Source organism: Exiguobacterium sp. USCH10 (assembly GCF_037619445.1).
GTDB classification, from domain to species: Bacteria; Bacillota; Bacilli; order Exiguobacteriales; family Exiguobacteriaceae; genus Exiguobacterium; species Exiguobacterium aestuarii_A.
Map to the genome: position 1 here is coordinate 26,509 of NZ_JAQPZO010000003.1, position 25,569 is coordinate 52,077.

General features: G+C 49.8%; 29 protein-coding genes. 2 read left to right on the forward strand and 27 right to left on the reverse strand.

Going from position 1 to position 25,569, the window contains the following annotated elements; translation table 11 throughout:
• Positions 1-248 precede the first annotated feature (248 nt).
• From upp to glyA, 8 genes are all read right to left on the reverse strand, one after another.
• On the reverse strand, positions 249-878 hold the full coding sequence (gene upp, locus PQI28_RS07300; RefSeq protein ID WP_074035874.1) for a uracil phosphoribosyltransferase: 630 nt from the start codon (positions 876-878) through the stop codon (positions 249-251).
• 103 nt (positions 879-981) lie between these two features.
• A complete protein-coding gene (locus PQI28_RS07305; protein WP_214784795.1) occupies positions 982-2,190 on the reverse strand; it encodes a hypothetical protein in 1,209 nt (402 codons plus the stop codon).
• A 187-nt stretch (positions 2,191-2,377) separates the two neighbouring features.
• Complete coding sequence (locus PQI28_RS07310; RefSeq protein WP_339962867.1) at positions 2,378-3,073, reverse strand: hypothetical protein; 696 nt, start codon at positions 3,071-3,073, stop codon at positions 2,378-2,380.
• 108 nt (positions 3,074-3,181) lie between these two features.
• The gene (locus PQI28_RS07315) at positions 3,182-4,417 is read right to left on the reverse strand and encodes a HAMP domain-containing sensor histidine kinase (RefSeq protein WP_339962868.1); all 1,236 of its coding nucleotides are present in this window, start codon (positions 4,415-4,417) and stop codon (positions 3,182-3,184) included.
• A 2-nt stretch (positions 4,418-4,419) separates the two neighbouring features.
• Positions 4,420-5,097 (reverse strand): response regulator transcription factor, encoded by a 678-nt coding sequence (locus tag PQI28_RS07320; RefSeq protein ID WP_214744568.1) that lies wholly within the window; start codon positions 5,095-5,097, stop codon positions 4,420-4,422.
• A gap of 65 nt (positions 5,098-5,162) precedes the next feature.
• A complete protein-coding gene (locus PQI28_RS07325; protein ID WP_214784801.1) occupies positions 5,163-5,411 on the reverse strand; it encodes a hypothetical protein in 249 nt (82 codons plus the stop codon).
• Positions 5,412-5,510: 99 nt separating this feature from the next.
• Positions 5,511-6,455, reverse strand: coding sequence for a hypothetical protein (locus PQI28_RS07330; RefSeq protein ID WP_339962869.1), 945 nt, complete (start codon positions 6,453-6,455; stop codon positions 5,511-5,513).
• Positions 6,456-6,459: 4 nt separating this feature from the next.
• Positions 6,460-7,713 carry a serine hydroxymethyltransferase gene (gene glyA / locus PQI28_RS07335; RefSeq protein WP_074035858.1) on the reverse strand — a complete coding sequence of 418 codons (1,254 nt, stop codon included), beginning with the start codon at positions 7,711-7,713 and terminating at the stop codon, positions 6,460-6,462.
• 128 nt (positions 7,714-7,841) lie between these two features.
• Here glyA and PQI28_RS07340 point away from each other — a divergent pair, with 128 nt between their 5' ends.
• On the forward strand, positions 7,842-8,627 hold the full coding sequence (locus PQI28_RS07340) for an alpha/beta hydrolase (RefSeq protein ID WP_339962870.1): 786 nt from the start codon (positions 7,842-7,844) through the stop codon (positions 8,625-8,627).
• A 48-nt stretch (positions 8,628-8,675) separates the two neighbouring features.
• Here PQI28_RS07340 and PQI28_RS07345 read toward each other — a convergent pair whose 3' ends face one another.
• The 10 genes from PQI28_RS07345 to rho all read right to left on the reverse strand — a co-directional run bounded on the left by PQI28_RS07345 (position 8,676) and on the right by rho (position 16,886).
• On the reverse strand, positions 8,676-9,218 hold the full coding sequence (locus PQI28_RS07345) for a TIGR01440 family protein (RefSeq protein ID WP_445236752.1): 543 nt from the start codon (positions 9,216-9,218) through the stop codon (positions 8,676-8,678).
• The gene (rpiB, locus tag PQI28_RS07350; protein ID WP_339962872.1) at positions 9,215-9,655 is read right to left on the reverse strand and encodes a ribose 5-phosphate isomerase B; all 441 of its coding nucleotides are present in this window, start codon (positions 9,653-9,655) and stop codon (positions 9,215-9,217) included. The genes PQI28_RS07345 and rpiB overlap by 4 nt, the downstream gene beginning before the upstream one ends.
• A gap of 4 nt (positions 9,656-9,659) precedes the next feature.
• Positions 9,660-10,160, reverse strand: a complete 501-nt coding sequence (locus PQI28_RS07355) for a low molecular weight protein arginine phosphatase (RefSeq protein ID WP_214694549.1) — start codon at positions 10,158-10,160, stop codon at positions 9,660-9,662.
• A 21-nt stretch (positions 10,161-10,181) separates the two neighbouring features.
• Positions 10,182-11,192, reverse strand: a complete 1,011-nt coding sequence (locus PQI28_RS07360) for an L-threonylcarbamoyladenylate synthase (RefSeq protein ID WP_339962873.1) — start codon at positions 11,190-11,192, stop codon at positions 10,182-10,184.
• Positions 11,173-12,033 carry a peptide chain release factor N(5)-glutamine methyltransferase gene (gene prmC / locus PQI28_RS07365; protein WP_445236753.1) on the reverse strand — a complete coding sequence of 287 codons (861 nt, stop codon included), beginning with the start codon at positions 12,031-12,033 and terminating at the stop codon, positions 11,173-11,175. Before prmC ends, PQI28_RS07360 begins: the two co-directional genes overlap by 20 nt.
• A complete protein-coding gene (gene prfA, locus PQI28_RS07370) occupies positions 12,030-13,100 on the reverse strand; it encodes a peptide chain release factor 1 (protein WP_339962874.1) in 1,071 nt (356 codons plus the stop codon). Before prfA ends, prmC begins: the two co-directional genes overlap by 4 nt.
• An 82-nt stretch (positions 13,101-13,182) precedes the next feature.
• Complete coding sequence (locus PQI28_RS07375; RefSeq protein WP_214744592.1) at positions 13,183-13,794, reverse strand: thymidine kinase; 612 nt, start codon at positions 13,792-13,794, stop codon at positions 13,183-13,185.
• A gap of 106 nt (positions 13,795-13,900) precedes the next feature.
• Positions 13,901-15,124: a cation:proton antiporter gene (locus PQI28_RS07380; protein WP_339962875.1), complete on the reverse strand. Its 1,224-nt coding sequence runs from the start codon at positions 15,122-15,124 to the stop codon at positions 13,901-13,903.
• 99 nt (positions 15,125-15,223) lie between these two features.
• Positions 15,224-15,466, reverse strand: coding sequence for a type B 50S ribosomal protein L31 (locus tag PQI28_RS07385; RefSeq protein ID WP_012727387.1), 243 nt, complete (start codon positions 15,464-15,466; stop codon positions 15,224-15,226).
• An 82-nt stretch (positions 15,467-15,548) separates the two neighbouring features.
• On the reverse strand, positions 15,549-16,886 hold the full coding sequence (gene rho / locus PQI28_RS07390; RefSeq protein WP_214784813.1) for a transcription termination factor Rho: 1,338 nt from the start codon (positions 16,884-16,886) through the stop codon (positions 15,549-15,551).
• Between the two features lie 385 nt (positions 16,887-17,271).
• Here rho and PQI28_RS07395 point away from each other — a divergent pair, with 385 nt between their 5' ends.
• Positions 17,272-17,973, forward strand: coding sequence for a C40 family peptidase (locus tag PQI28_RS07395; RefSeq protein WP_339962876.1), 702 nt, complete (start codon positions 17,272-17,274; stop codon positions 17,971-17,973).
• Positions 17,974-18,013: 40 nt separating this feature from the next.
• Here the strand turns inward: PQI28_RS07395 and PQI28_RS07400 are convergent, their stop codons facing one another.
• From PQI28_RS07400 to PQI28_RS07440, 9 genes are all read right to left on the reverse strand, one after another.
• Positions 18,014-18,784, reverse strand: coding sequence for an ABC transporter permease (locus PQI28_RS07400; RefSeq protein ID WP_012727390.1), 771 nt, complete (start codon positions 18,782-18,784; stop codon positions 18,014-18,016).
• Positions 18,774-19,700, reverse strand: a complete 927-nt coding sequence (locus PQI28_RS07405) for an ATP-binding cassette domain-containing protein (protein ID WP_214784815.1) — start codon at positions 19,698-19,700, stop codon at positions 18,774-18,776. Before PQI28_RS07405 ends, PQI28_RS07400 begins: the two co-directional genes overlap by 11 nt.
• A 77-nt stretch (positions 19,701-19,777) precedes the next feature.
• Positions 19,778-20,749 (reverse strand): class II fructose-bisphosphatase, encoded by a 972-nt coding sequence (gene glpX / locus PQI28_RS07410; RefSeq protein ID WP_074035838.1) that lies wholly within the window; start codon positions 20,747-20,749, stop codon positions 19,778-19,780.
• A gap of 14 nt (positions 20,750-20,763) precedes the next feature.
• Positions 20,764-22,020 carry a UDP-N-acetylglucosamine 1-carboxyvinyltransferase gene (gene murA, locus PQI28_RS07415; RefSeq protein ID WP_214784817.1) on the reverse strand — a complete coding sequence of 419 codons (1,257 nt, stop codon included), beginning with the start codon at positions 22,018-22,020 and terminating at the stop codon, positions 20,764-20,766.
• Between the two features lie 27 nt (positions 22,021-22,047).
• Positions 22,048-22,698, reverse strand: a complete 651-nt coding sequence (gene fsa, locus PQI28_RS07420) for a fructose-6-phosphate aldolase (RefSeq protein ID WP_214784819.1) — start codon at positions 22,696-22,698, stop codon at positions 22,048-22,050.
• Between the two features lie 74 nt (positions 22,699-22,772).
• Complete coding sequence (locus PQI28_RS07425; RefSeq protein ID WP_339962877.1) at positions 22,773-23,603, reverse strand: hypothetical protein; 831 nt, start codon at positions 23,601-23,603, stop codon at positions 22,773-22,775.
• 94 nt (positions 23,604-23,697) lie between these two features.
• The gene (gene fba, locus PQI28_RS07430) at positions 23,698-24,552 is read right to left on the reverse strand and encodes a class II fructose-1,6-bisphosphate aldolase (protein WP_214694578.1); all 855 of its coding nucleotides are present in this window, start codon (positions 24,550-24,552) and stop codon (positions 23,698-23,700) included.
• Between the two features lie 161 nt (positions 24,553-24,713).
• Complete coding sequence (locus PQI28_RS07435; protein WP_074035830.1) at positions 24,714-25,073, reverse strand: response regulator; 360 nt, start codon at positions 25,071-25,073, stop codon at positions 24,714-24,716.
• 91 nt (positions 25,074-25,164) lie between these two features.
• Positions 25,165-25,524 carry a DUF1093 domain-containing protein gene (locus PQI28_RS07440; RefSeq protein ID WP_339962878.1) on the reverse strand — a complete coding sequence of 120 codons (360 nt, stop codon included), beginning with the start codon at positions 25,522-25,524 and terminating at the stop codon, positions 25,165-25,167.
• Between the last annotated feature and the right edge of the window lie 45 nt (positions 25,525-25,569).

Below are 25,569 nucleotides of genomic sequence, written 5' to 3' on the forward strand. Positions count from 1 at the left end.
GTCGAGCGATTTTGCCCATTTTTTTGTGAGGAATCTCATCGCTCTTTTTGGATGCATTTTTACGTGGCGTCTAAATGAAAGATTGCCGGATTCCTTTAAATAAGAAGAAACAGCATTCAAGTGTCTCGTGTTTTGATTTCTTTCCATTCACTTTTGTGTCTATTTTGTGACATTCAAAAATGACAAAAATTATTCAAGATGCATTATGAAAAAAAGCAGAAATCGCATCGACGATTCCCGCTTCATTCTTACTTCGTACCAAACAAACGGTCACCCGCATCCCCAAGTCCAGGAACGATATAACCGTGATCATTTAATTTTTCATCGAGTGCTGCGAGATAAATCTCTACATCCGGATGTTCTGCTTGTACACGCTCGACGCCTTCTGGTGCTGCACACAGACAAGCCAACTTGATTGACTTCGCTCCATGTTTTTTAAGAGCCGCGATGGCATCAGCAGCCGAACCGCCCGTTGCGAGCATCGGGTCGACGACGATGAAGTCGCGTTCCGTCACGTCTGTCGGGAGCTTCAAGTAGTATTCGTGTGGCTCAAGTGTTTCCGGATCGCGATAGAGACCGATATGGCCGACTTTTACGTTCGGCATCATTTTGAGGAACCCATCCACCATACCAAGTCCTGCACGTAAAATAGGGACGATTCCCAATTTCTTGCCGGCAATCATCTTTTGAGTGGAAACAGAGACCGGTGTCTCGATTTCTACATCTGTTAGGGGTAGGCTGCGCGTGATTTCGTATGCCATAAGTGAAGAAACTTCGTCGACGAGTTCACGGAACTGCTTCGTCCCCGTCTCTACTTTTCGCATAATCGTCATTTTGTGCTGAATCAAAGGATGGTCATAAACATGTACTTTTCCCATCTTGCTTCACTCCTCTCTCATTCTCTCTCGAGCATTGTACCCTAACTCTGTTGAGATGGGTAGAGCCAACTTCTATTTTAATAGAGGTCAGACGCCCTGAACGTTAATTGATTTGGAAATAGTCGTTCGCAGGGAGTTCATATGACCGAGACGTATGTTGGTCAATCAAGTAAAGTTCGGTTTCCGTCTTCCATACGTCAAACGACTGTTTCGTCAATTCTCTATATAAATGTAATTGCCCTATGTTGACGGCATTCGTCGGCTTCTCGCGCATCTGGACGTGAGACAATTCATCAAACAGTTCTTGAGTTTTTGGTCCATCTAACCAGACCGTATCTCGACTTGATTCAAAGACAGCGAGTTGCATGTCCTCATCCGCTGGTCGTGAAGACATCTTACTCTGGACAGGTCGGCGGACGTGCCCCCAGATTTCAAGGACGGTTCCATATGTTTTCGAGAGTGCGAGTGAGGTCTGTTCAGACACGTCCCCTTCGATTGGTTGTTCCGAGAGGATGATTCGTTTCATCAGTTCTCGATGGTTTCCAACGAGCGAGAGGTCCTCTTCTTTAGCATCGACTTTCATGTACGGCGCTTCGTACATACTCGGAAGAACGAGTTGTCTGAGCGACGGTCCCTTTCCAATTTGCAGGGCGATTCGATCATCGGCCCTCTTCGTCAAAAAGACATAGCCTTCATTTTCTCCACTTTGAAACGGAAAGAGTCTCGGTTCGACAATCGGGTCGAGCGTCCGTCCGTTCCGAATCGTCTCGAACGTCACGTAAATCGCACCCGTGTCCGGCGTCGTGTAACGGAATGCAGAATCTGGGATGACCGTTTCATGTGCATCGTTCACCTTAAACGCACTCGTAATTTCTTTCATGTCCTCGACGCGATCAAACTCAATCGTCGAGACGACCTCTGACTCGACGAATCGCTCTTTGTCGAGTGCTTCAAATTCCGGAATCGGTTCGATCGCAAACGTCCGCTCCATCAATTGGTTACTGTTGGCACAAGTGAGATATCGCTCTTCTCCCGCAGCAAAATACTTCACATTTTTATAGCCAAGTGCTTCATAAAGGGGATGACGGAATGTCACTTCCGCCACTTTTGCTCTTCGTTTCGGTAAGACATCGGTCGGACGCTTCTCGCAATATGTAAGTATATTTTCTTTCGTTTGTTCGGTTAATGCCACCTCAGGCTCTTGTTCGACTCGATAAGATGACAAAGGACGTAATTCAATCGCGTTCAACGTCTCGGCACCACATCCACTCAACAAGATACAACTGAGTAAGATTCCCCAGTACGTCCGCATTGATGTTCCCCTCATTCCCAATTAGGTGAAAACCACCTAAATTTTTCTTGTACATCATAACATATAACCTATTTTTGTGATGATTTCAGAATTATTACGTTTCTGATGGCTGAGTAGAAGCTTTTGATTGGATAGATTTCTACAAAAAAACCAACCTCTTGAGAGACTGGTTCTTTCGAGCCTTCAATTAATCATTCTCACGTTCATCTTCAGAAGAGTCATCTTGTGATGAATCGTCCTGTGAAGAATCCTCTTGCTCATATTGATCATCGTCGGATTCATTGTCCACTTCGATGACTGCTTGATCTCGATTCAATTCAAGTTTGACAAGATCTCCGACCCGAGGTGTGTCCTCATCGATTTCAGATTGTGCAGCGAGCGGATACGTCTTATCTTTTCCATCGATGTTGATTGTGACTTCTTGATCTGTGAGTTTGACGAGCGTTCCAGTAATATATGCATCATCATCTCCGCTCTCACGGTCCACTTCTTTCACTTCATCATTTCGATTCAATTCGAGTTTCACTCGGTCACCGACTTGCGGTGTATCGTCGTCAATCTCATGTGTTTGTGCTAAGCGGTACGTCGATTCTTTTCCATTGAAACTAATCGTGACATCTTCTTTTGTCAGACTGACAAGTGTCCCGTATAGTTCATAGTCATCTTCTACTCGTGAAGATGATGAGTCGTCGGATGCGTTGACGCTCGAATCTTCTGCTGACGAAGAATCGTCCGATTGCTCTTGTGCTGAGTCGTCACTCGCTTGATTGATCGCTTGCGGGACGATGACCGTGTCCGTCTGATTCCCACTCACATAAAATCCAATCCCTACAATTGCCATGACGCCAAGTAAAGCTCCGATGATCCAGCCGATGCGTTTCATGTTCATTTCCTCCTCATAATGTGTTCTTCTTATTTTCATCATAAGCCTCGTGTGTGAGAGCGCATTTAAGGCTTCATTAGAAGTTGATGAGAAAATGCGAAATGTTCATCATCGAGTGAGGAAAAATACACTGCCGTCAGGATCATTCGGTTCGCTTCCGATTGTCCAGCCGTTCACATCTGCGACTTCCTTCGCAATCGCAAGACCAAGTCCACTGCCGCTCCGGTCCCTCGCCTCATCCAATCGATAAAAGCGGTCGAACAAACGAGCTCTAACTTCATCTGATAAGACAGGTCCTCTGTCTCGCACTTCGATTCGATTGTCTGTCAGGTGAAGACTCGTCTCTGTTGCATATTTCAAACTATTGTCGATCAAGATGACGAGAATGCGTTGTAACGATTCACGATGTCCATACCAGCTACCGTTCGCATCGATGGGAAGGTGTACGCCGTGCGACCGTAAAAATCGTTCTGTTAACATGTCTCCAAGCTCAGCCAAATCAATGTCTTCTCGGTCGACCTCTTCAAGCGCAGCGAAGCGATTTAACTCTAGCATCGGTTCAATCAAATCGTTTCGCATCTGTCGCGACTCCGTCAAAATATGATCGATGGCCTCGGCGCGGACACTCTCGTCCTCTTGTCCCCAGCGCTGCAATAATTTCGCGTAACCTTCGATGACGGTCAGTGGTGTTTTTAGTTCATGTGAAACATCGGCGACGAAACGACGCTGTTGGTCCATTGTCCCTTCGACCCGTTCAATCATATGGTTGAATCCGTTCGAAAGGAGCGTCACTTCGTCCTTCCGGTCATCGACCTCAATCGTTTCTAATTTGCCCGATTCGGTAATCCGTTCCATCGTCTCCGTCAATCGCCGTAACGGCGACAGCCCTTGGCGTAAGATCCACCATGTACCGAGGAACGTCAAGAGCACGGCTAGGAAAAACATGACGAGAAAAATTGTCGCCAACGCTTGAATCGTGTCACTCACCGCTCGGTCTTGAAACCCGAATGCCAGCCCATCCGTCGTGGCGACGACGAACCAGTCATCGATGAGTGCGGGTTCTCCGTAATTGATGGGAAATGTCGTCCCGTCCGGCACTTCTCCACCGATGATTCCCCACTCCCCGTTTTCTTGACGCTCTAGAACGACACTGTCTTCATGAAGGGACAGCACGGCATCGCTATTTCGGACGTCTTCTTCTAATAAGTTTAACGCTTGTAGTAACACATCAAAACGTGAATCGACGATCTCTTGCCTCGCGACGAACCATGTCACGCCAAACGAGACGAGAAGGAGCAGCAACATGAACCCGGTCATCGCCCAGGCGATTTTTGTACGTAACATGCTCACTCACCACGCTTCAACATATACCCGACACCACGGACGGTTTGAATCCAAGACCCGGTCAGTTTCTTTCGGACATAACGGACATATACGTCCACAACGTTCGTGTCACCAAAGTAATCGAATCCCCACACATGTTCGACGAGTTGATCACGGGTCAAGACGCGCTCAGGGTTCTCTAAAAAGAAGACCAATAAATCAAACTCCCGTCGCGTCAAATCGATTTTATTTCCCTCGCAATACACTTCATGTCGATTCACATCGACTTTGAGTGTCTCATAGGTCAGGACATGCTCAGAATGGTCCTGCCGAACGAGCTGGCGCATGCGCAAAAACGCCCGGATTCGAGCGAGCACTTCTTCAATTTCGAATGGTTTCGTGATGTAGTCATCGGCACCTAGGTCGAGTCCACTCACTTTGTCATAGCGGTCTCCCCGAGCCGTCACCATGAGAACGGGCAACAGTGGTCGTTCTTCTTTTAATCGACGGACCACCTCGAGTCCGCTCATTTGAGGCAACATGATATCGAGTAAGACGAGATCGATTTCGTCGGCGACGGCCCGCTCTAAACCACTACGCCCATCTGTCGCCACGACGACTTCATACCCTGCATGCTTCAACTCTAGTTCCAGTAACCGTGCAATCTTCGAATCATCTTCTACGACCAGAATCGTCTGCATCCTGCTCACTCCTTTGAAAAAACGCCGAGCGGACCGCTCGACGTATTGGTATTCATTTCCCGAAATCAATCCTCAAAAAACAGACGGACGCCTTCCGGGATTACCGATTCAACTTTTCGTTCAAAACGGTCTTCCCATTGGTCCCACGTTGCATCCACTTGCTCGATTTGCTGCTCGATGCCCGTTGCCGCGAGCGACAATTGCGTGAGGCTTGATTGCCCCGGTGTCGTAAAGAACAAGAAACCGGCAAGTCCGATTCCCATCAGGCCGATTGCCAACAGACTACTCCCAATCATTTTCATTAAACGTTTCATTCGTGCATCCCTCCTACTCGCATCATACGAGGTGAAAACGAGAAATCGAGGTGGAGTTCATTAAAATTTCATGAGAAAAGGCGTTGCTTGCGCAACACCTCACTCGTCGAGCACGGATTTCGCAATCGGCGCCCAATACGTTCCTTTCATTTCTGACACGGTCGTCAGCGTATCCCGATAAGCCGGATCGTCCGCTTTTTTCTCGGCAATCCCTTTCATCCATAGGACATCTGCCTTGTACCCAGACTCAGGATAGGAATCGAGATAAGCCGCGTAATCCGCGATTTTCGCTTTTCCTAACTTATTGTCGACAAGGAGTCGATAAAATCCAACCGCCTGCTCTTGACCTGCTTTCGCTTTCCCGTCGAGCAACTGTTCAGCTTGCTCGTACTGTTTGTCTTGTACGAGCGCTTCGACCTCCGCTAACGGCACGACGTCAGTCGCTTGATCCGGCTTCTCTTCCGCCGAATCACTTGACGTTTCTTCTTGACCTTGTAGCTGTTCATTTTCCTTCTCAAGTCGAGCGACTTCCGCTTCTAGTTCCTTCAAGCGCTCCGCCATCGCCTCTTCCTCGGTCACCGTCTCGACGACGACTTGATCGGTCTCGCTTGGCGGGACAACCGGAGGTGGGGTATCTGGCCAAAACACGAGCGCAGCGGCAGCAAGTCCCACGACGAGCGGAAGACCGAGCCATTTCTTATCAAACTTGAACGCCTGTCGCCACTCGGCTAAATCTGAGTGCTGGATGACGGCCGGAGAAAACGAACGAAAGCGGCGCTTGGCCGCTTTTTTCCCGTTCGCCTTCACTTCTAGCGCAAGACCTAGTCGATGGAACGCAGCGGGCACTTTCATCCCGAGGAGCGGTACGATTCGTTCGCTCGCTTCTTCGTAATAGCCATGGTCGAGGAGCGTCGTGATGACCCCGAACTCACTGGCGACAAGACGGAAAGATGGGTCGTGTTCCCCCTTACGAGCCAACCATTCCGTCATATCGAACAATGGGAGTTCGGATAGCTCTCGTTCTGCGAGTGTCCGGATGTCCATTGACTCAGCCTCGTTCTGGGTAAAGTGGGAACTTCGCAGTTAACGTACGCACGTCTTGAAGTGCTTCTGCGAGTACCGACTCATCTTCATGTTGTTTGAGTACACGACCGATTAGGCGTGCCACTTCTTGCATATCGTCCTCTTTGAAGCCACGCGTCGTCATCGCTGCCGTACCGAGACGGATTCCGCTTGTGACGAATGGTGACGCTGGATCGAATGGGATCGTGTTTTTGTTGACCGTGATCCCTGCAGCGTCGAGCGCATGCTCCGCCGCTTTCCCTGTGATGTCGATTCCTTGAAGGTCGACGAGTAAGAGGTGGTTGTCCGTTCCGCCCGATACGATTCGGAGCCCCTCTTCTTCAAGACCAGCCGCAAGTGCCTGTGCATTGGCGATGACTTGACGTTGATACTCTTTGAATTCTGGTTGGAGTGCCTCTCCGAACGCGACTGCTTTCGCTGCGATGACGTGCATGAGCGGTCCACCTTGAATTCCTGGGAAGATGGATTTGTCGATTGCTTTCGCAAACTCTTCTTTACAAAGAATCATACCGCCACGTGGTCCACGAAGTGTCTTGTGCGTCGTCGTCGTGACGAAATCCGCATGCTCGACTGGGTTCGGGTGAAGACCTGCTGCCACGAGTCCAGCGATGTGCGCCATATCGACCATGAGGTACGCATCGACACTGTCTGCAATCTCACGGAACTTCGCGAAGTCGATTGTACGTGGGTAAGCCGATGCACCCGCGACAATCAATTTCGGTTTATGTTCTTTCGCGAGCGCTGCGACGACGTCATAGTCGATGTGTTCTGTCTCTTTGTCTACACCGTATTCGACGAAGTTATACTGCACTCCCGAGAAGTTGACCGGGCTACCGTGCGTCAAGTGACCACCGTGTGACAGGTTCATCCCGAGCACCGTGTCTCCTGCTTCAAGCACTGTGAAATAAACTGCCATGTTCGCTTGTGCACCAGAGTGTGGTTGTACGTTCGCATGTTCTGCACCGAACAATGCTTTCGCACGGTCACGCGCCAAGTTTTCAGCGACGTCGACAAACTCACAGCCACCATAATAACGGCGTCCTGGATATCCTTCGGCATATTTGTTCGTCAATACGCCTCCTTGCGCTTCCATGACTGCTTCTGAAACAAAGTTTTCTGAAGCGATGAGTTCGATGTTGTCGCGTTGACGACCGAGCTCGTGTTGCATTGCCTCAAACAATTCTGCATCCTGCACTTTTAACTTCGTCGTGTTTACCATGTGAAGACCCCCTCTAAATGTCTAAAAATCAACACCCCCATCGTACCACACGCTTGTTTTTTTGGGTATCGCTATAATCTGACGAAAAGTTGGGTATCATTTAGAGAGAATCCAAAGGAGGTCACTTCATGATTGAGACAAAAGAAATCACAATTACACCGTTCGAACGCACCCGAACGCTTCGGGTCTATACACCTGCCGATTATGAGACATCGGAAAAACGGTATCCCGTTCTCTATATGCATGACGGGCAAAACTGTTTCGCCGACGAGGAGGCAAGCTATAACATGAGCTGGCGCGTCGGTGAATATTTAGACGCCTCGAAACGTGACTTGATCGTCGTCGCACTCGATAGCGCACCTGGGGAAAAACGACTCGATGAGTACGGACCATGGGAAAACCCATATATCGGGGACAGCCTGCTCGGACGCGACATCGTCCTCGGCGGAGAAGGATCGGCGTATATCGAATATATCGCTCAAGAATTGAAACCAAAAATCGATGCCGACTACCGGACCATTCCGGAAGAAACGGCGATGATGGGAAGCTCGATGGGTGGACTCATCTCGGTCTACGCAGCGTGTGTGTATCCTGAAATTTTTAAACGCGTTGCTTCCTTATCATCTGCCTTCTGGTTCAATCAAACCGAACTGGAGCAATTGATTGAGGCAAGTGACTTAAAAGGTGTAGAACGTCTCTATTTAGACGTCGGTGCCAAAGAAGTCGAAGAACCGATGGAGAACGGACCGACGAACGAGATGTACCGTGAATCGAGCGAACGGGTGTACAACCTGTTAAAAGACAAGGTCGAGCACATCCGTTTCGAAGTGATCGAAGAAGGCGTCCATAACGAACTTGCCTGGCGCGAACGTTTCCCGATGGTCGTGTCGTATTTATTCGGAGAAGAATTATAACCACAAAAAAGAATCGCATTCGGTCGAAAAACCTGAATGCGATGCTTTTTATTTGTTTGGATATTGAGCCCTTGGCCCACCAATCAGTTTTGGTCTCGTGACCGCGAACGTGACGTACGCTTCGCCGAGATGTTTCGACGATAGTCGGACCGGGATGGCCACTGGCTTCAAATGCATCCCAATCAACGTCGAGCCGATATCGATTCCCGCATCCGCTTGAATCGATTCGACGACACATGGTTCCTCGAAGTTCGCATATGCCTTCTCCGACATCGCCCCACCCGCAGAACGGACAGGAACGACCGTCACTTCCGTGAGACCGAACTGCTTGAGCGTCCGTCGTTCCACGGTGAGAGCACGGTTGATGTGCTCGCACCCTTGAAACGCCAAATGGACACCTGTCTTCTCTCTAAACTCAAGGAAAGCTTCCATCAACTCTTCTGCGACGTCGATGGACCCTGCCTTCCCAATCGTCTTCCCAAGCACTTCACTCGTGGAGCATCCGATGACGAGAATACGCTCATCATGTAACGGGAACCGTTCGTGAAGCTCCGTTAATAATCCGAGAAGTTCCGTCTTCATCGGGCTCACTTCGATTCGTATGCGCTCATCTTGTCGACACGATTTAAATGGCGACCGCCTTCAAAGTCTGTATCGAGCCACGTCGCCACCAAGTCGACCGCAAGACCAGGTCCGATGACACGCTCGCCCATCGTCATGATGTTCGAGTCGTTATGCTGACGTGTCGCTTTCGCACTGAATGAGTCGTGAACGAGTGCCGCACGAATCCCTTTGACTTTGTTCGCTGCAATCCCGATTCCGATTCCTGTACCGCAAATCAAGATTCCGCGATCGAATTCGCCTGCCGCGACAGCTTCTGCGACCGGAATGGCTACGTCTGGGTAGTCAATCGAGTCAGCCGAGTGCGTGCCAAAGTCTTTATACTCATGTCCGAGTTCCTCAAGCAATGCTACGATGTCTCTCTTTAAGTTGAATCCGCCGTGATCGGCGCCAATTGCAATTTTCATTCGTTCATTCCCCCGTCTTCTTTGGTAGGCGTCTCGGTGGTTTCGTCACCTTTGACCCATCATTCGTTAATTTTAACACAAGTCGATTCACGAGTGGCTCGAGTTCGTTTCGCACTTGACGATACACATTCATCGAACCGCCGAACGGGTCGTTGATGTCTCGCTCAAGCCCTGTCACGAATTCGTAGAGCGTGTACGTCCGCTCCGCCAAATCCGGGTATGTATCCCGAATTTGTTCACGGTGCGCACGTGTCATCGTCAAGATGATGTCCGCCCAATTTCCTAACACCTCATCGAACGTCTGGGTGACGTGATCGAGCTCAATCCCACGTTCTCTGAGAACTTGCAGTGCATTTTCAGAAGCATCGAATCCTTGCATCGTCCGTAGACCGGCTGAGCGAATATCAAACTCGTCCCCAGTCATTTTCGAACGGAGCAAGGCCATCGCCATCGGGCTTCGGCACGTGTTGCCACTACATATGAATAATACGCGTTTCATTGACATCGCGTGTCCTCCTCTATGTCTTTAGGCATCTTTCGTCGGGTGAACGACCTTCCCTCCCGCCGCTTTGTACAAGCGGTTGTAAACGGCTAAGGCGACCCCGACCGGTTCAATCTTGTTCACATAAATCTCATCGACGTCCGTTTCATCAAATCGACGAAGGGCATCGTATAAACGTTGCGCCGCCACTTCCATCGAAGTACCGAGGGAATAGGTGACATCAGCCATTGTCGGCTCTTCATCGAATACGAGTGCACCGATCCGCAACCCTGTTTGCTTCCGCTCCTCGATGACACGTTGCAAATCCTGACGTGTGCCATCGACTAAAAAGACGGGCGCCGTTGGGGCATAATGCGTGTATTTCATTCCCGGTGATCGTGGTGCGGCTTTGTCGTCACTCAAATTGGCATCTAAGGCAACCGGTCCGATGACAGCTTCGATTTCTTCTCGCGTCACGCCACCCGGTCGTAAAATCGTCACCGTGTCACCCGTACAATCGATGACGGTTGACTCGACGCCGATTCCAGTTGGTCCTCCATCGACAATCCCCGCAATCCGCCCGGCCAAATCGTCAGCCACATGTTGAGCGGTCGTCGGAGACGGACGCCCGGAACGGTTTGCACTTGGTGCCGCAAGTCCTAAGCCTGACTCGCGAATCAACTCAAGTGCCGCCGAATGATTCGGCATCCGAAGTCCGATGGAATCCAGTCCTGCGGTCACGAGCGATGAGGCTCGGCCGTTTGAAGGCAAGATGATCGTCAAAGCGCCTGGCCAAAACGCATCCATCAAGCGCTTGGCAACAGGAGGAATCGTATCGACAAACAACTTCGTTTGTTCGATTGAAGCGATATGGACGATGAGTGGGTTATCCGACGGTCGGCCCTTCGCCTCAAAAATCTTGCGAATCGCCACATCATTCATGGCGTCCCCTGCGAGACCATAGACCGTTTCTGTCGGCATGGCGATGATTTCACCCGCTTGAAGAAGACGTACCCCCTCTTCAATCTCATTCGATTTAATCCATTTCGTTTCCATACGCAATCCCTTCCCTTACGGCATAGACGATACGGTCCTTGCCGTTTATATCTTTTAAAATACCCGTTTCTGCTTCAGGATAACGTTCAGACAGTAATGATTTCACATCTTGTCCTTGGTTATACCCGATTTCAAACGCAATCAATTGCCAATCGGCACGTAAGACGCGCACTGACTCTGAAATCAGTTGGCGATACATATCGAGCCCATCCGCTCCGCCAAAGAGTGCGAGATGCGGTTCATAACCGACAACCGTTTCATCTAATAGCACGTCTGCCTCGATATATGGTGGGTTCGAGACGAGAATTCGAATCGATTGATCGGCAATCGGGGCGAGCCCGTCTCCTTCATAAAAGAGAACATTCGCACCGAGCGCTTCCGCATTCCGTTTCGCGACCGCAATCGCTTCCGGGGAAATATCGACCGTCTGTACCCGGACACCGAGTTCTACACTGAGCGTGATCGCAATCGCCCCGCTCCCTGTTCCAACATCCACGATTTCATCGTCCGCTACGTGACGAATTTGTCCGAGAAGCCAGTCAATCAACTCTTCTGTTTCCGGTCTTGGGATCAAGACGTCCCGATTCACTTCGAACGAGCGACCATAAAACGGCGCCTGTCCGATCACGTGTTGCACGGGTTCTCCAGTCAATAGACGCTCGATTCCGGCTTCGAACCGTTCCGCTTCATCCGCGGATAGTTCATCCGACAATCGAATGAGGAGACCCGTCCGGTCGACATCGAGCACGTGCATGAGCCACCATTCGGCAGCCGCACGGTCACGCCCGGCCTCTTGAAGCCGCTCTTCTGTCTGCTTGAGTAGCGCGGCGACACGCATCATTCCGCATCCTCCATGAGACGTGCCTGTTCATCCATGATGAGGGCGTCAATGATGTCCTCGAGTTCACCCGCTAATACACGATCTAACTTTTGGAGCGTCAATCCGATACGGTGATCGGTGACACGACTTTGTGGGAAGTTATACGTGCGAATCCGTTCAGAGCGGTCCCCTGTTCCGACAGCAGATTTCCGCTGTGCCGACAGTTCTTCCATATGCTCGCTTTGCATTTTGTCATATAGGCGTGCCCGAAGGACCTTCATCGCCTTGTCTTTGTTTTTATGTTGCGATTTCTCATCCTGACACGAGACGACGAGACCAGACGGGATGTGTGTCAAACGGACAGCGGACTGCGTCGTGTTGACGGACTGTCCCCCTGGACCTGACGATGTGAACGTATCGACACGTACATCTTTCATATCGATGTGCACCTCGACATCTTCCGCTTCAGGTAAGACGGCAACCGTCGCCGTAGACGTATGAATCCGTCCACCTGACTCCGTCGACGGGACGCGTTGTACACGATGCGCGCCGTTCTCAAATTTGAGTTTTGAGTAGGCACCTGCCCCGTTGATCATGAACGTGACTTCTTTGAACCCACCGAGCTCCGTATAGTTCGCGTCAATCAGTTCAACTTTCCAGTTTTGACGCTCGGCGAAGCGCGTGTACATCTTATATAAATCGCCTGCGAAAAGGGCTGCCTCGTCTCCTCCTGCTGCACCCCGGACTTCGACGATGACGTTCTTATCATCGTTCGGGTCTTTCGGAAGCAACAAAATCCGCAACTTCGCTTCTAACTCTTTCACTTCCGGCTCCAAGAGGTTCATCTCTTCTTTAGCAAGCTCGCGCATGTCGGCGTCGAGTGTCCGGTCTTCGAGCATCACCTTCGCTTCTTTGAACGCCTCGCTCTTCTCTTTATATTGACGATACATCTGTACCGTCTCTTCTAACTGCGCCTGTTCTTTCGAATATTGTCTCAACTTCGTCGAGTCGCTGAGCACTTCTGGGTCGGCGAGCATTTCATTCAATTGCATATAGCGATCTTCTAATACACTTAAACGGTCAAACATAATGATCCGTCCTTTCTCCGTCAAATCAAACTCTATCTATTATAGCAAAAAAACGGACCGCCGAGGGCGGTCCGTCGATTCATCAGTCTGCCACCGTATGGCGGACCGGATGTGGTTTATTCGGTACGTCATGGCAGTGACGGCATCGCGGTTCGTACGACTCCGAAGCCCCAACCAAGATGACTGGGTCTTCATAACGAGCCGGCTGTCCGTCAATCAAGCGTTGCGTCCGTGAAGCCGGTGCACCACAAGACAAGCAGATCGCCTGCAGTTTCGTCACAAACTCTGCACGCGACAACAGCTCAGGCATCATTGTGAACGGTTCACCTCGGAAGTCCATATCGAGCCCGGCGCAGATGACGCGTTTGTCCTCGTTCGCGAGTTGTTCGATGACATCGACGATCCCTTCGTCAAAGAACTGTACCTCATCGATTGCGATGACTTGCGTTTCTTCGCGCACGGCATCGTATAAGTCTTGGCTCGACGCGACGGGTACCGCCACGACCGAGTTGCCCGTATGTGAGACGACGTTCTCTTCATGATACCGGTCGTCGATTGCTGGTTTGAACACTTGGACCGGAATCTTTCCATAGTGAGCGCGGCGGACACGGCGAATCAATTCCTCCGACTTCCCTGAAAACATACTCCCACAAATCACTTCAATCCAACCATATCGGTTCGTCACATGCATCATTGTTCTTCGCCCTCTCCATCGATAATCGCTTTCCGATTATACCTATCTTTCGAGTTGAGGAAAAGGGTTGACTTCTTCCAAATTCTCTTTGAAGTGAATCTGTCCTTTACTCGTCAGCTTTCGCTTCTTTTTGCACATCAATTAATTTCAATTTTCGTGCGAGCGGACGAATCGTAAGACCGTGTAACGTTACGGAAATGAAGACGAGTCCGAGCGTGAGCGGCAACATTTGCTTCGCATCGTCAATCCCGAGATGCGCGACTTCTTCTGCAAAAAATCCAGCGACCGTCATCGCGACGATTCCACGCGGTGCAATCCAGCCGATGAACCCTCGTTCCGCTAGCGGCAGTCCTCCCCCAATCGTTGACAAGTAAATCGCAACCGGACGAACCAAGAAGAGAATCCCGGCAATCGTCAAGAGCAGCGGCCATTGGAAGATATTTAAGAGCTCTGCGCGTGAAAGCGACGCCGTCAATAAGATGAAGACAGACGAAATGAGCAAGATTGAAATGTCTTCTTTAAACGATTGCAGTTCTTCGATAATCTCTTCGTCCCGATGTTTCGTATTGGCCATCGTCATCCCCATCGCCGTCACGGCGAGAAGACCGACTTCATGCATCATGAGTTCGCTGAGCGAGAACAAAATGAGGACGGCCGTCAATGTGACCGAGGCACGCAGGTAACGTGGTACTTTCTCCGCGACAAACCACCCCATGAGGAGATGCCCAAACAAGTATCCGAGTCCGATCCCGACAATACAAGCACCGGCAAACAAGAGCTGCATCCATAAGTCCATTCCTTCATATACGATGTATCCGAGCCGGACGACGAAGAGCCCGAGCAGCGCCCCGACCGGATCGACGATAATTCCCTCCCACTTCAAAATCGCTCCGACACGATCTTTCAAGTGCGCCTGTCGCAATAACGGGATGACGACAGTCGGACCCGTCACAACGAAGAGTGCGCCCATCGTCCACGCGACGACCCAGTGTAGCCCGCCGACATATTGAATGAGTAGCGACATTCCGACGAACGCCAGGGCGACTCCCACCGTGACGATGCGGACGATCGACCGTCGGAATTGATTGATTTCGCTGAAGTGAAGACCGAGACTTCCTTCGAATAAGATGATGGCGACCGCAAACGAGATGATGGGACTATATAAATCCCCGAGTAGTTCACGCGGATCAAACAGCCCGAGAATCGGACCTGCCAACACCCCGGCGAGCGTCATAATGATGATTGCCGGAATTTGATAGCGCCATGCCAACCACTGTGACATGATGCCGACCCCGATTAACAAGCTGATACTGATGAGTATAAGTTCCATAACGGCCCCCTAACGACAGTCTTTTGTCTCTTTACCCGCGTCTATGCAACAAAAAACCGCCAAGGGCAATCCCTAGGCGGTGAGCATACAACTTTACGATTAACGTTGGTATTTCTTGTTGAAGCGCTCGATACGACCATCTGCAGATGCGAATTTCTGGCGACCTGTGTAGAACGGGTGCGAATCAGAAGATACATCGACACGGATGAGTGGGTACTCGTTTCCATCTTCCATCGTGATTGTCTCGTTAGAGTAACGAGTTGAACCAGTGATGAATTTGAATTCTGTCGTCGAGTCCATGAATACGACTTTACGGTATTCTGGGTGGATTCCTTGTTTCATTGCTTTTCAACTCCTTCGGCCCTAAGTATTCTTTCAACCTAGAGAAAGTTCACTAGAATATAATATCACCCTACTATAGGATTTACAAGTCTGTTTTCGTTTTTTTCACCGGTCGTCTTTTTTTCTTATCTGCCTCTAACGCAGCGAAAAAGTCTAGGTTCGTTTTCGTCTCACGGACACGGCGTAAGAAGTGTTCGACAAAGTCCGAAGACTCGTTCATCGTGCGGCGAATCGTCCATAGCGAGTCGAGTTCGTCCTTGCCGAGTAACAGCTCTTCTTTCCGCGTCCCCGAACGACGAATATCGATTGCCGGGAAGATACGGCGTTCCGCCAATTTCCGATCCAGGTGGAGTTCCATATTCCCCGTTCCTTTGAATTCCTCATAGATGACGTCATCCATTCGTGAACCGGTATCGACGAGTGCGGTCGCAAGAATCGTCAAGCTACCTCCGTCTTCGATATTACGGGCTGCCCCGAAGAATTTTTTCGGTTTGTGGAACGCTGCCGGGTCAATCCCCCCAGAGAGCGTCCGTCCGCTCGGCGGAACGGATAGGTTATACGCACGCGTCAATCGTGTGATGGAATCAAGTAAGATGACCACGTCTTTTTTATGTTCCACGAGACGCATCGCCCGTTCGAGGACGAGCTCTGAAATGCGCGCATGGTTTTCCGGTGTCTCATCAAACGTCGAGAAGGCCACGTCCGCATCCGGTACAGAACGTTGGATGTCGGTCACTTCCTCTGGTCGCTCATCAATCAACAGAATGATGAGCTCGACGTTCGGATGATTCGTCGTGATCGAGTTCGCAATCTCTTTTAAGAGCGAGGTTTTCCCCGCTTTCGGTGGCGCGACAATCAATCCACGTTGCCCGAATCCGACAGGGGCAATCATATCCATGACACGTACAGAAAGATGTTTCGGCTCTGTCTCGAGCACCATCTGTTGTTCTGGATAAATCGGTGTGAGTGCCGGGAAGTAATCGCGTGACCGCGTCGAGTCCGTCGACTCCCCGTTGACCGCCTCTACACTCAACAATCCTTGGAATCGTTCGTTCTCTTTCGGTTTGCGGACTTTCCCCGTCACGAGGTCCCCGTTTCGGAGGTTGAAACGACGAATTTGTGAAGCAGCGATGTAAATGTCTTCTGAAGATTGAGAGTAATTGATTGGTCGGAGGAAGCCAAATCCGCCGTCATTTTGCGACTGAGGATTCGGTGGAATGATTTCTAGAATACCTTCGAGGAAGTATAAATCTTTTGATTCGGCCTGAGATTTCAAAATTCGGAACATGAGCTCACGTTTCCGTGCTTCTCGGAAGTTTGGAACTTTGACTTCTTTGGCGATCTCATATAATTCTTTTAACGTCTTCGTCTCGAGTTCACGAAGCGTGTAATTTTTTGTCGGTTCTGTCTGTTGACTCATTCAAGTCACCTATCTTTCTACATTTCATTACAAGAAGTATTCAACTTGATTCTTTTTGTTCTGTCATCATCTAATCACATTTTCTCCGTGTCGTCACCGTTCAAAAATCACCTTTTGTCTAACCGTTTCCCTCTTGTACAAAACCTTACACAGTAAAAGATGATTTTGTAACAAAATAAGTGCTATATCCACATATTGTTTCATTTCTGTTACAAGAAAACGCTTTTTTGACTTGTGATTGAAAAATGCCATCGGTCTTGCGCATGATATAGTTTATTTGCACAGGAAACCGGGTAATACTCGCAACTTGTGCTCGACTATTAAAATATTACTCGACTTTGTCATATAATAACGATTTGATTTTAAAAACGGAGGGAATTACACAATGTTAAAGCGTATTGCATCTATCGTCGTCGCTGCTACTGTTGCTTTCTCGGGTCTCATGTTCTCAACTGGTGAACAAGCAGAAGCCGCTACTGGTACTTTCGCTTATTCGAAAGTCAACGGCTTGAACATCCGCACTGCCCCGTCACTTACGTCATCGAAAGTTGTCGCGAAGATGGATAAAGGTCAACGCTATACATACCTTGGTAAATCCGGTTCGTTTTATAAGATCAACTACAAAGGCACACACCGTTACATTTCAGCTTCTTCAACGTACACATACTTGAAGCCGAGAACATCCACTACAACAACGACGACAGTTTCAACGTCATCTTCAAGCAAACGTGCGAAACTCGTTGCTGAGTCGAAAAAGTACCTCGGTACACCTTACCGTTACGGTGGAACAACGACTGCTGGATTTGACTGCTCAGGCTACACTGGACATGTTTACAAAAAAGCAATCGGCAAAACACTCCCACGTTCTTCACGCCAGCAATACTCAAGCGCGAAGAAAATCTCGAAGTCATCGATTCAAGCTGGTGACCTCGTCTTCTTCTCACACTCAGGTGGAACGATCCACCACGTTGGGATGGCACTTAGCAAAACGCAAATGATCAACTCAGAAACAGGCGGCGTGAAATACGCGAGCTTCACTTCTGGATACTGGGCACCACGTTACGTTGGCGCTGGATCATACCTCTAATACAACATCACGACTCGGTTCATTGGAACCGAGTCGTTTTTTATTTTTGTTTGAGCGCACCTCTTGCATTCGTCGCCGCGAAGACAATCATGAGTACACTCATCGTACCAGCGACCGCGAGTCCTGCCGATAGAGCGCCCCAGTCAATCTCCGGTTGGGTCAGGACGGCCCGCATCCCTTCAAAAATGTACGTGGTCGGATTGAATGTCGCCGCGACTTTCAGCCATTCCGCCTCAATCAATTCTTTCGGAACGAACGTCGTCGATAGGAAAATGAGAGGGAAGAACAATAGCGTACCCGCCTGCGCCGCTTGTGCATTCCGTGTCTTTAACGCGACGCCTACGGAATAGCCTGCGAATCCAAGACCGAAACCGATGGCGAGTAATACTGTGAAGAAAAAGCCGACCGCCCCTACCGGAATCGTGAGACCCAGTAAAAATGCGACCGCAAAGATGAGTAGCGTTTGGACAAGTAACTGCAGCATCCCCGCAATCATTGGTCCGAGTACGATCGCAGTCCGGGTCGCGGGAGTCAATAATAACCTCGCAAAATATCCACTCTCGATATCACGGACAAGCGCCTGTCCTGTTCCCCCTGCCCCACCGACCGCTCCCGAGACGATCGATACCGGTAAAATGAAGTTCAAGTAGTCACTTCCTTCGAACTGAGGAAGGGACGCCACGCTCGACAGACCGCTCGTGTACACGAGTAAAAAGAAAACAGAGATGATCAAGTTCGGAATAAATGAAAACGGATTTCGGATTGTCGTGACTAAACTCCGTTTCGTGAATAACCACGTCTCAGTCCACACGAAGCTCGCCCCCTTCATAAGATTCGCCCGTCACTTGTAAGAATACGTCATCAAGCGACGGTTGTTTCACCGTCAAACGTTCAGGTTGTAGCCCTTGTTCATCTAACGCCCGAACGATTTCGGTCAGCGTCACATCACGCAGTTCGAACGATACATGGTTCCCGTTCGCCGTCGTCTGAAAGAGCGCGGCGGCAGTCGTCGCATCTGACTCGTTCGAGAAATCCATCGCAATCGTCTCACCGCCGACGAGTTGTTTCAGCTCCTCTGCCGTTCCTTCACTGACAATCTTCCCGTGATTGATGATGGCGATTCGGTCAGCCAATTCATCCGCTTCTTCTAAGTACTGGGTTGTCAAAAAAATCGTCGTCCCAAACTCTTGGTTCAGTCTGCGCACTTCATTCCATATTTCAATCCGACTCGCCGGGTCGAGACCCGTCGTCGGCTCATCTAAAAACAAGACGGTCGGGCGATGGACGAGCGTAAGGGCTAAGTCAAGACGTCGCCGCATCCCACCTGAATATGTTCCACTCCGTCGATCTGCGGCATCTGTCAGGGAGACGACTTCTAATAATTCATCGGCACGACGACGCGCCTCCTCGTTTGACATCTTAAACAATCGCCCTTGTAAGACGAGCAACTCACGCCCCGTCAGCACTTTATCGATCCCGGTTTCCTGTAAAGCGACCCCAATCGACAGGCGGACGTCTTTTTCTTGTTTGACGACATCGAATCCGTTGACTCTTGCCACTCCGGATGTCGGACGCACGAGCGTCGTCAACATTTGCACCGTCGTCGATTTACCGGCGCCGTTCGGTCCTAAAAATGCAAAGATTTCCCCTTCTTTCACGGAGAAGGAAACATCGTTCACCGCCGGAACATCTTTAAATGTCTTCACGAGTCCTTCCACTTCGATCATCATCCCCACCTCCTGACTATCCATTCCCGTTTTCACCACAAAAAAGTCGCGGACGTTTACACATCCGCGACTCCATCTTATTCGGGTTTCATGACCATTTTCGGTTTTTTCGTGAGGGAGTGGTTCCCTTCTACGAAGCGTACGGTACCAGACTTGGCACGCATGACAACGGAATGCGTTTGCCCACCTTGCGACGTGAATTGGACGCCACGTAACAATTCACCGTCCGTGACACCTGTCGCCGCAAAGATACAATCCTCACCCTTTACTAAATCATTGAGGAGAAGAATCCGATCCGTGTCTTCGATGCCCATGTCATGGCAACGTTGTTTTTGTGCCTCATCTTCTGGGAGCAGACGTCCTTGGAAATCTCCACCGAGACACTTCATCGCGACAGCGGCGATGACGCCCTCAGGTGCCCCACCTGAACCGAGTAGCAAGTCGACACCTGTTTTCGGGAAAGCCGTGTTGATCGCTGCGGCGACATCTCCGTCTGGAATCAACTTGATTCGCGCCCCAGTCGCCCGGACCCGCTGAATGATTTCTTCGTGTCGGTCCCGATGTAAGATCGTCACAACGACATCTTCCACGTTTTTCTTCTTCGCCTTCGCCACAATCTCGATGTTCTCTTCAATCGAGTTGTCGAGACTGACGAGACCAGCCGCTTCCGGTCCGACTGCGATTTTTTCCATGTACATGTCCGGTGCGTGAAGGAGATCTCCCGCGTCGGCGACTGCTAGAACAGCGAGCGCTCCCCACGTTCCGGTTGCCACGATGTTCGTCCCTTCTAACGGGTCGACCGCGACATCGAGACGTGAGCCATAGCCGTTCCCGACCTTTTCTCCGATGTAGAGCATCGGGGCCTCATCCATTTCGCCTTCTCCGATGACGACAATCCCCTTCATCGGAATCGTATCAAAGACGTCACGCATTGCCGTCGTTGCTGCATCATCTGCCTCGACCTTTAAACCGCGACCCATCCAACGGGCTGAAGCAAGTGCTGCTGCTTCTGTGACCCGGACCAGTTCCATCGATAAACTTCGTTCCACCCGAAATCTCCCCTTTATGCCTCGGTGTGATCTTCCACCCAAATGAGCGCACCGAGTTGTTTTAATTTGCCGACAAAGTCGACGTATGAATCATTCAATCGTTCTGCATGAAGTAACGTCGATTCTCCAGACGCCTGAAGTGCTGATAAGACGAGTGCTGCGGCACTTCGTGCATCTGTACATTCCATTTCTGCGTTTGCGAGTTGATTTCCTCCGCGAATGACCGCCGAGGAATCTTCTAGCGTGATTTGCGCGTTCATTCGGCGCATCTCGGCGATATGTCGGAATCGTTGAGAATACAGTTTGTCCGTGACAACGCTCGTCCCGTCTGCCTTCAACAAAGCCGCTGACATGATCGGCTGCAAGTCACTCGGATATCCTGAATAATGGAACACGCGAATGTCTGTCGGCAAGGATTGATTGGCGGTCACCGTCACCGACTCCTCGCCAACTTCCACTTCCGCACCATAATCCAATAGTTTTTGGATGACTCCCTCTAAGTGCGTCGAAATGACCGGTTGCACGGTCACACTTCCCGACACCGCGCCGAACATCATGAACGTTCCTGCCTCGAGGCGATCGGGGATTAACGTATGCGTACACCCATGCAAACGTTCGACTCCTTTGATACGAATCTCATCGGTACCCGCTCCACTCACGTGTGCGCCCATTGATGTGAGCATCGTTGCCACATCGACGACTTCAGGGTCACAGGCCGCATTTTCGATGACCGTCGTGCCTTTCGCCAAGACCGCCGCAAGCATCGCACTCACAGTTGCCCCAAACGACCGTAAGTCTAAGTAAATCCGATTCCCGACGAGTTCTTCGACCCGGACGTGATAGAGACCGGATTCATTCTCGACATGAATGCCGAGACGTTCCAACGCTTTCAAGTGTAAATCAATCGGCCGTGGACCAATCGCATATCCCCCAGGTAGCCCGACCGCTCCTTTTCCGAATCGAGCGGCGAAGACACCGAGTAAATAGACAGCGGCACGAACTTTCCGCGTCTCCGAACCGAGGAGAGGCATGGCGACCGCTTCATTCGAATGAATGGTCATCCGTTCGCCTTCACGCTCGACCCGAACCCCTAACTCTCTCAACAAGTTGACCATCACTTCTACATCTTCAATCATCGGGACGTTTTCAATCGTCACCGATTCTTCGGTAAGAAGTGCAGCCACTAGACAAGGGAGGGCGCTTTGTTTCGCTCCGCTAATTTCGACGGTTCCTTCTAATTTTTGCTGCCCAACGATATGGAGAATTTCCACGCTGATCAAAACCTTTCTACGACGGACTTATTTGGATTGAGCGTTGTTCCAATCCGCTAAAAACTGCTCAATGCCTTTGTCTGTGAGCGGATGTTTCATCATCTGTTCGATGACTTTGTAAGGGACTGTCGCAATGTCAGCCCCGAGGAGTGCGGCTTTCGTCGCGTGAACCGGATGACGTACCGATGCCGCAATGATTTCTGTCTCGATGCCATGAATCGCAAAGATGTTGGCAATCGTCTCGATGAGATCGAGTCCATCTTGACCGATGTCATCCAAACGGCCGATGAATGGAGAAACATATGAAGCGCCGGCACGTGCCGCGAGCAACGCTTGGTTTGCGTTAAAGATGAGCGTCACGTTCGTTTTGATCCCGAGCTCTTTAAACTGCTTGACCGCTTCCATCCCCGCTGGTGTCATCGGTACCTTTACCGTAATATTCGGCGCGATGGCAGCAAGTTCCTTTCCTTCTTCCACCATACCCTCTGCATCCAGTGCAATAACTTCCGCGCTGACTGAGAGATCCCCGACGATCTCACAGATTTCACGAAGTCTTGTATGGAAGTCGACACCTTCTTTCGCGACGAGCGACGGATTCGTCGTCACGCCCCCGATGACGCCCATCTGATGAGCTTGTTTGATGTCTTGCACATTTGCTGTGTCAATGAAAAAACGCATATGTGTCTCCTCCTCAATTTGTGATCGCTTACAATCTCTATTATGAGGAAAGTCATGTCGAATTGCTATACCCTTTACGTCAACGCCGCGATCAAGAGCATGGATGCTGCGATGAGTACAATCCCTATCACCGTTCCAATCGCGGTCCATTTCCGAATTTTCGCCTGCTTCTTATAATATGCCTCATGAGGACCTTCCAGTTGGCGGTCCGCACCGTATGTCTCAATCCACGCTTCAGCAGCAGCCGTTTCATCCTCAGCAATGTTTCCCGTATAGCGGAACGGAATTAATTCGTTCGGTCGATTGAACAGTTCAAATCGCTCTTGACGTGTCGCAATGTTCGCTCCAATCCAATGTAACCATTTAGGTGTATAAAATAGCGGTGTTCCTCGCTCGTGAAAATAAGAAATCCATCGCTCGAACTGATTCACATCACGCATATCAAACAAGATTTCCATCGATTCATTCGCTGTCAAAATGGCAAGCATCGGACAGAGCTCAATCGTCGGTCTCCCGATTGGAATGGTCGGGGACGGTTGGGTTTTGCGAACGATTGCCGGGAAGAACACGACCCGTTCAATCTTCTCTAGTGGGATCGATTGCTCAATCGACTCCTCTGCTTCAACTCGCCATGTTCTTCCAAATAAGTTGGTCGATGTGACCTCATAATGAGAACGGTGTCGCTCTTTCCACAATAACTGACGAAACGTCAGAATGAACCAATACACCCCAAACCCTCCTAATGCCACAATCACTAAGAGCGGGATGAGGTAAGGTTGTGGATTGTACCAAATCAACGCGAGCGGTGCGACCATGATTGCAAACGATAGGCTGATCAACATGAGAATCGCCACGATATAAAAAATCCACCAAAACAGTTCTGTCTTTCGCTCTGTATAACTCATTGAATCCCTCCTATGACTCATGATTACGGGCTTCACCGAAAGAAAGTTTCAAAAAAGCCGACTCTTCGAAAAGAGTCGGCTTGGTAAGACAGGATTATGCTTGGTTGCTAGAACCAAACTCACGCATTTTGCCAGTTACGACGTTGTAGATCGCTTCGATCCCAGGTCCGATAACTTTACGTGGGTCATATACTTTCGAGTCAGCGTCAAGCTTCTCACGTACCGCACGAGTCCACTCTTGTTGGCACTCAGTGTTAACGTTGATTTTGCTGTGTCCGAGCTCGATTGCTTTTTTAACTTGGTGCTCAGGAATACCTGATCCGCCGTGAAGAACGAGTGGAGTTTGTGTCGCTTTCGCGATTTCTTCCATCTCTTTGAAGCCAAGCTTCGGCTCACCTTGGTATGGTCCGTGTACAGAACCGAGTGCTGCAGCAAGTGCATCTACTTTCGCTTCTTTAACTACACGTACACACTCTTCGAGGTCAGCGTATTGTACGCCACCGATGACGCCGTCTTCTTCGCCGCCAACTGTACCGACTTCTGCCTCAACAGAAGCACCTTTAGCGTGCGCGTACTCGACAACTTGTTTCGTCATTTCGACGTTTTCGTCGATCGGGTGGTGTGAACCGTCGATCATGACTGATGTGAATCCAGCGTCGATCGCTGCTTTACACTTGTCGAATGAAGAACCGTGGTCAAGGTGGATTGCAACTGGAACAGTGATGTTGTAGTCGTGCATGAGACCTTCAACCATTTTGACAACTGTTGTGAAGCCACCCATGTACTTCGCTGCACCTTCTGATACACCGAGGATTACTGGTGATTTCTCGTCTTCCGCAGCGCGAAGAATCGCTTGCGTCCACTCGAGGTTGTTGATGTTGAATTGGCCGACTGCATACTTGCCTTCGAATGCTTTGTTAAGCATTTCTGTCATTGATACTAATGGCATAATGACATCCTCCTGTCTGTTCGCTATTATACACGTTTGGGAAAAGTTCCCCCGTGCAATTCGTTCCCATTATAACACACCGTAAAACATGTGCCTATGCTATTCGGGCATAGAAATGGCTTAGCGCAAGCGTTTACATATGTCATCTTGGTGACGAAACGTCAAATTTTCAAGACTTCTTTCACTTTTTCAATCATTCCGTATATATCAAACGGCTTTTCAAATTGTGCAGTGATTCCGAGACGACGCACCTCGTCAATCACCGTTTCTTCGCCGAACGCCGTCATGATCATGACAGGTGTCTCTAGTTCTTGTTCTCTCATTCGACGCAACACTTCGTGACCGAACATACGGGGCATGTTCATATCGAGAAGTACTAAATCGTATTGCTCTCGCTCTAAAAACTCCCAGGCTTTGATGCCGTCTTGCGCAGTGTCCACGTCAACCCCCATGTTCGTGAACACTTGTGCGAGCATCGTACGAATTCCGTCCTGGTCATCTGCAATCAACATCCGTGACATGTATGTCCCTTCTTTCATTCATCATTTTCCATAATCAAGCAATTCAACCATACCAAACTCGTCTCTTTTTCGCGATGCTTATCTTTTGAAATCAAGGGAACATTGGCTCGGATTCATCTTCTTGCTGTTCTTCTTTCAACTGTGCAGGTACCTCTAGCGCGTTCACACGTTCATAATCGGTCACTTCAGGAGCTTCCTCTTTGACATACACTTTCAAAAAGTCTCCCTCTGCTAATAATGAAGGAGTCGCAATGGCGAGCGGTCGCTTCTTCCCATCTTCATCGTAGCCGATGAGATCGTACCGATATCCGTTCGATGTCTGTGTCGCCACTTCTGGGCTTGGGACTTTGACGTAATAGACATCGGCTAACAGACGATCCAGATTGACATAACGCCAGCCTACTATGAATAGAACGCCGATTAATAAGACGGCGATGAGCTTTCGTATCATAAACAGTTCTCCTTCAACGTGAGAGTGACTACTTATGAGATATAC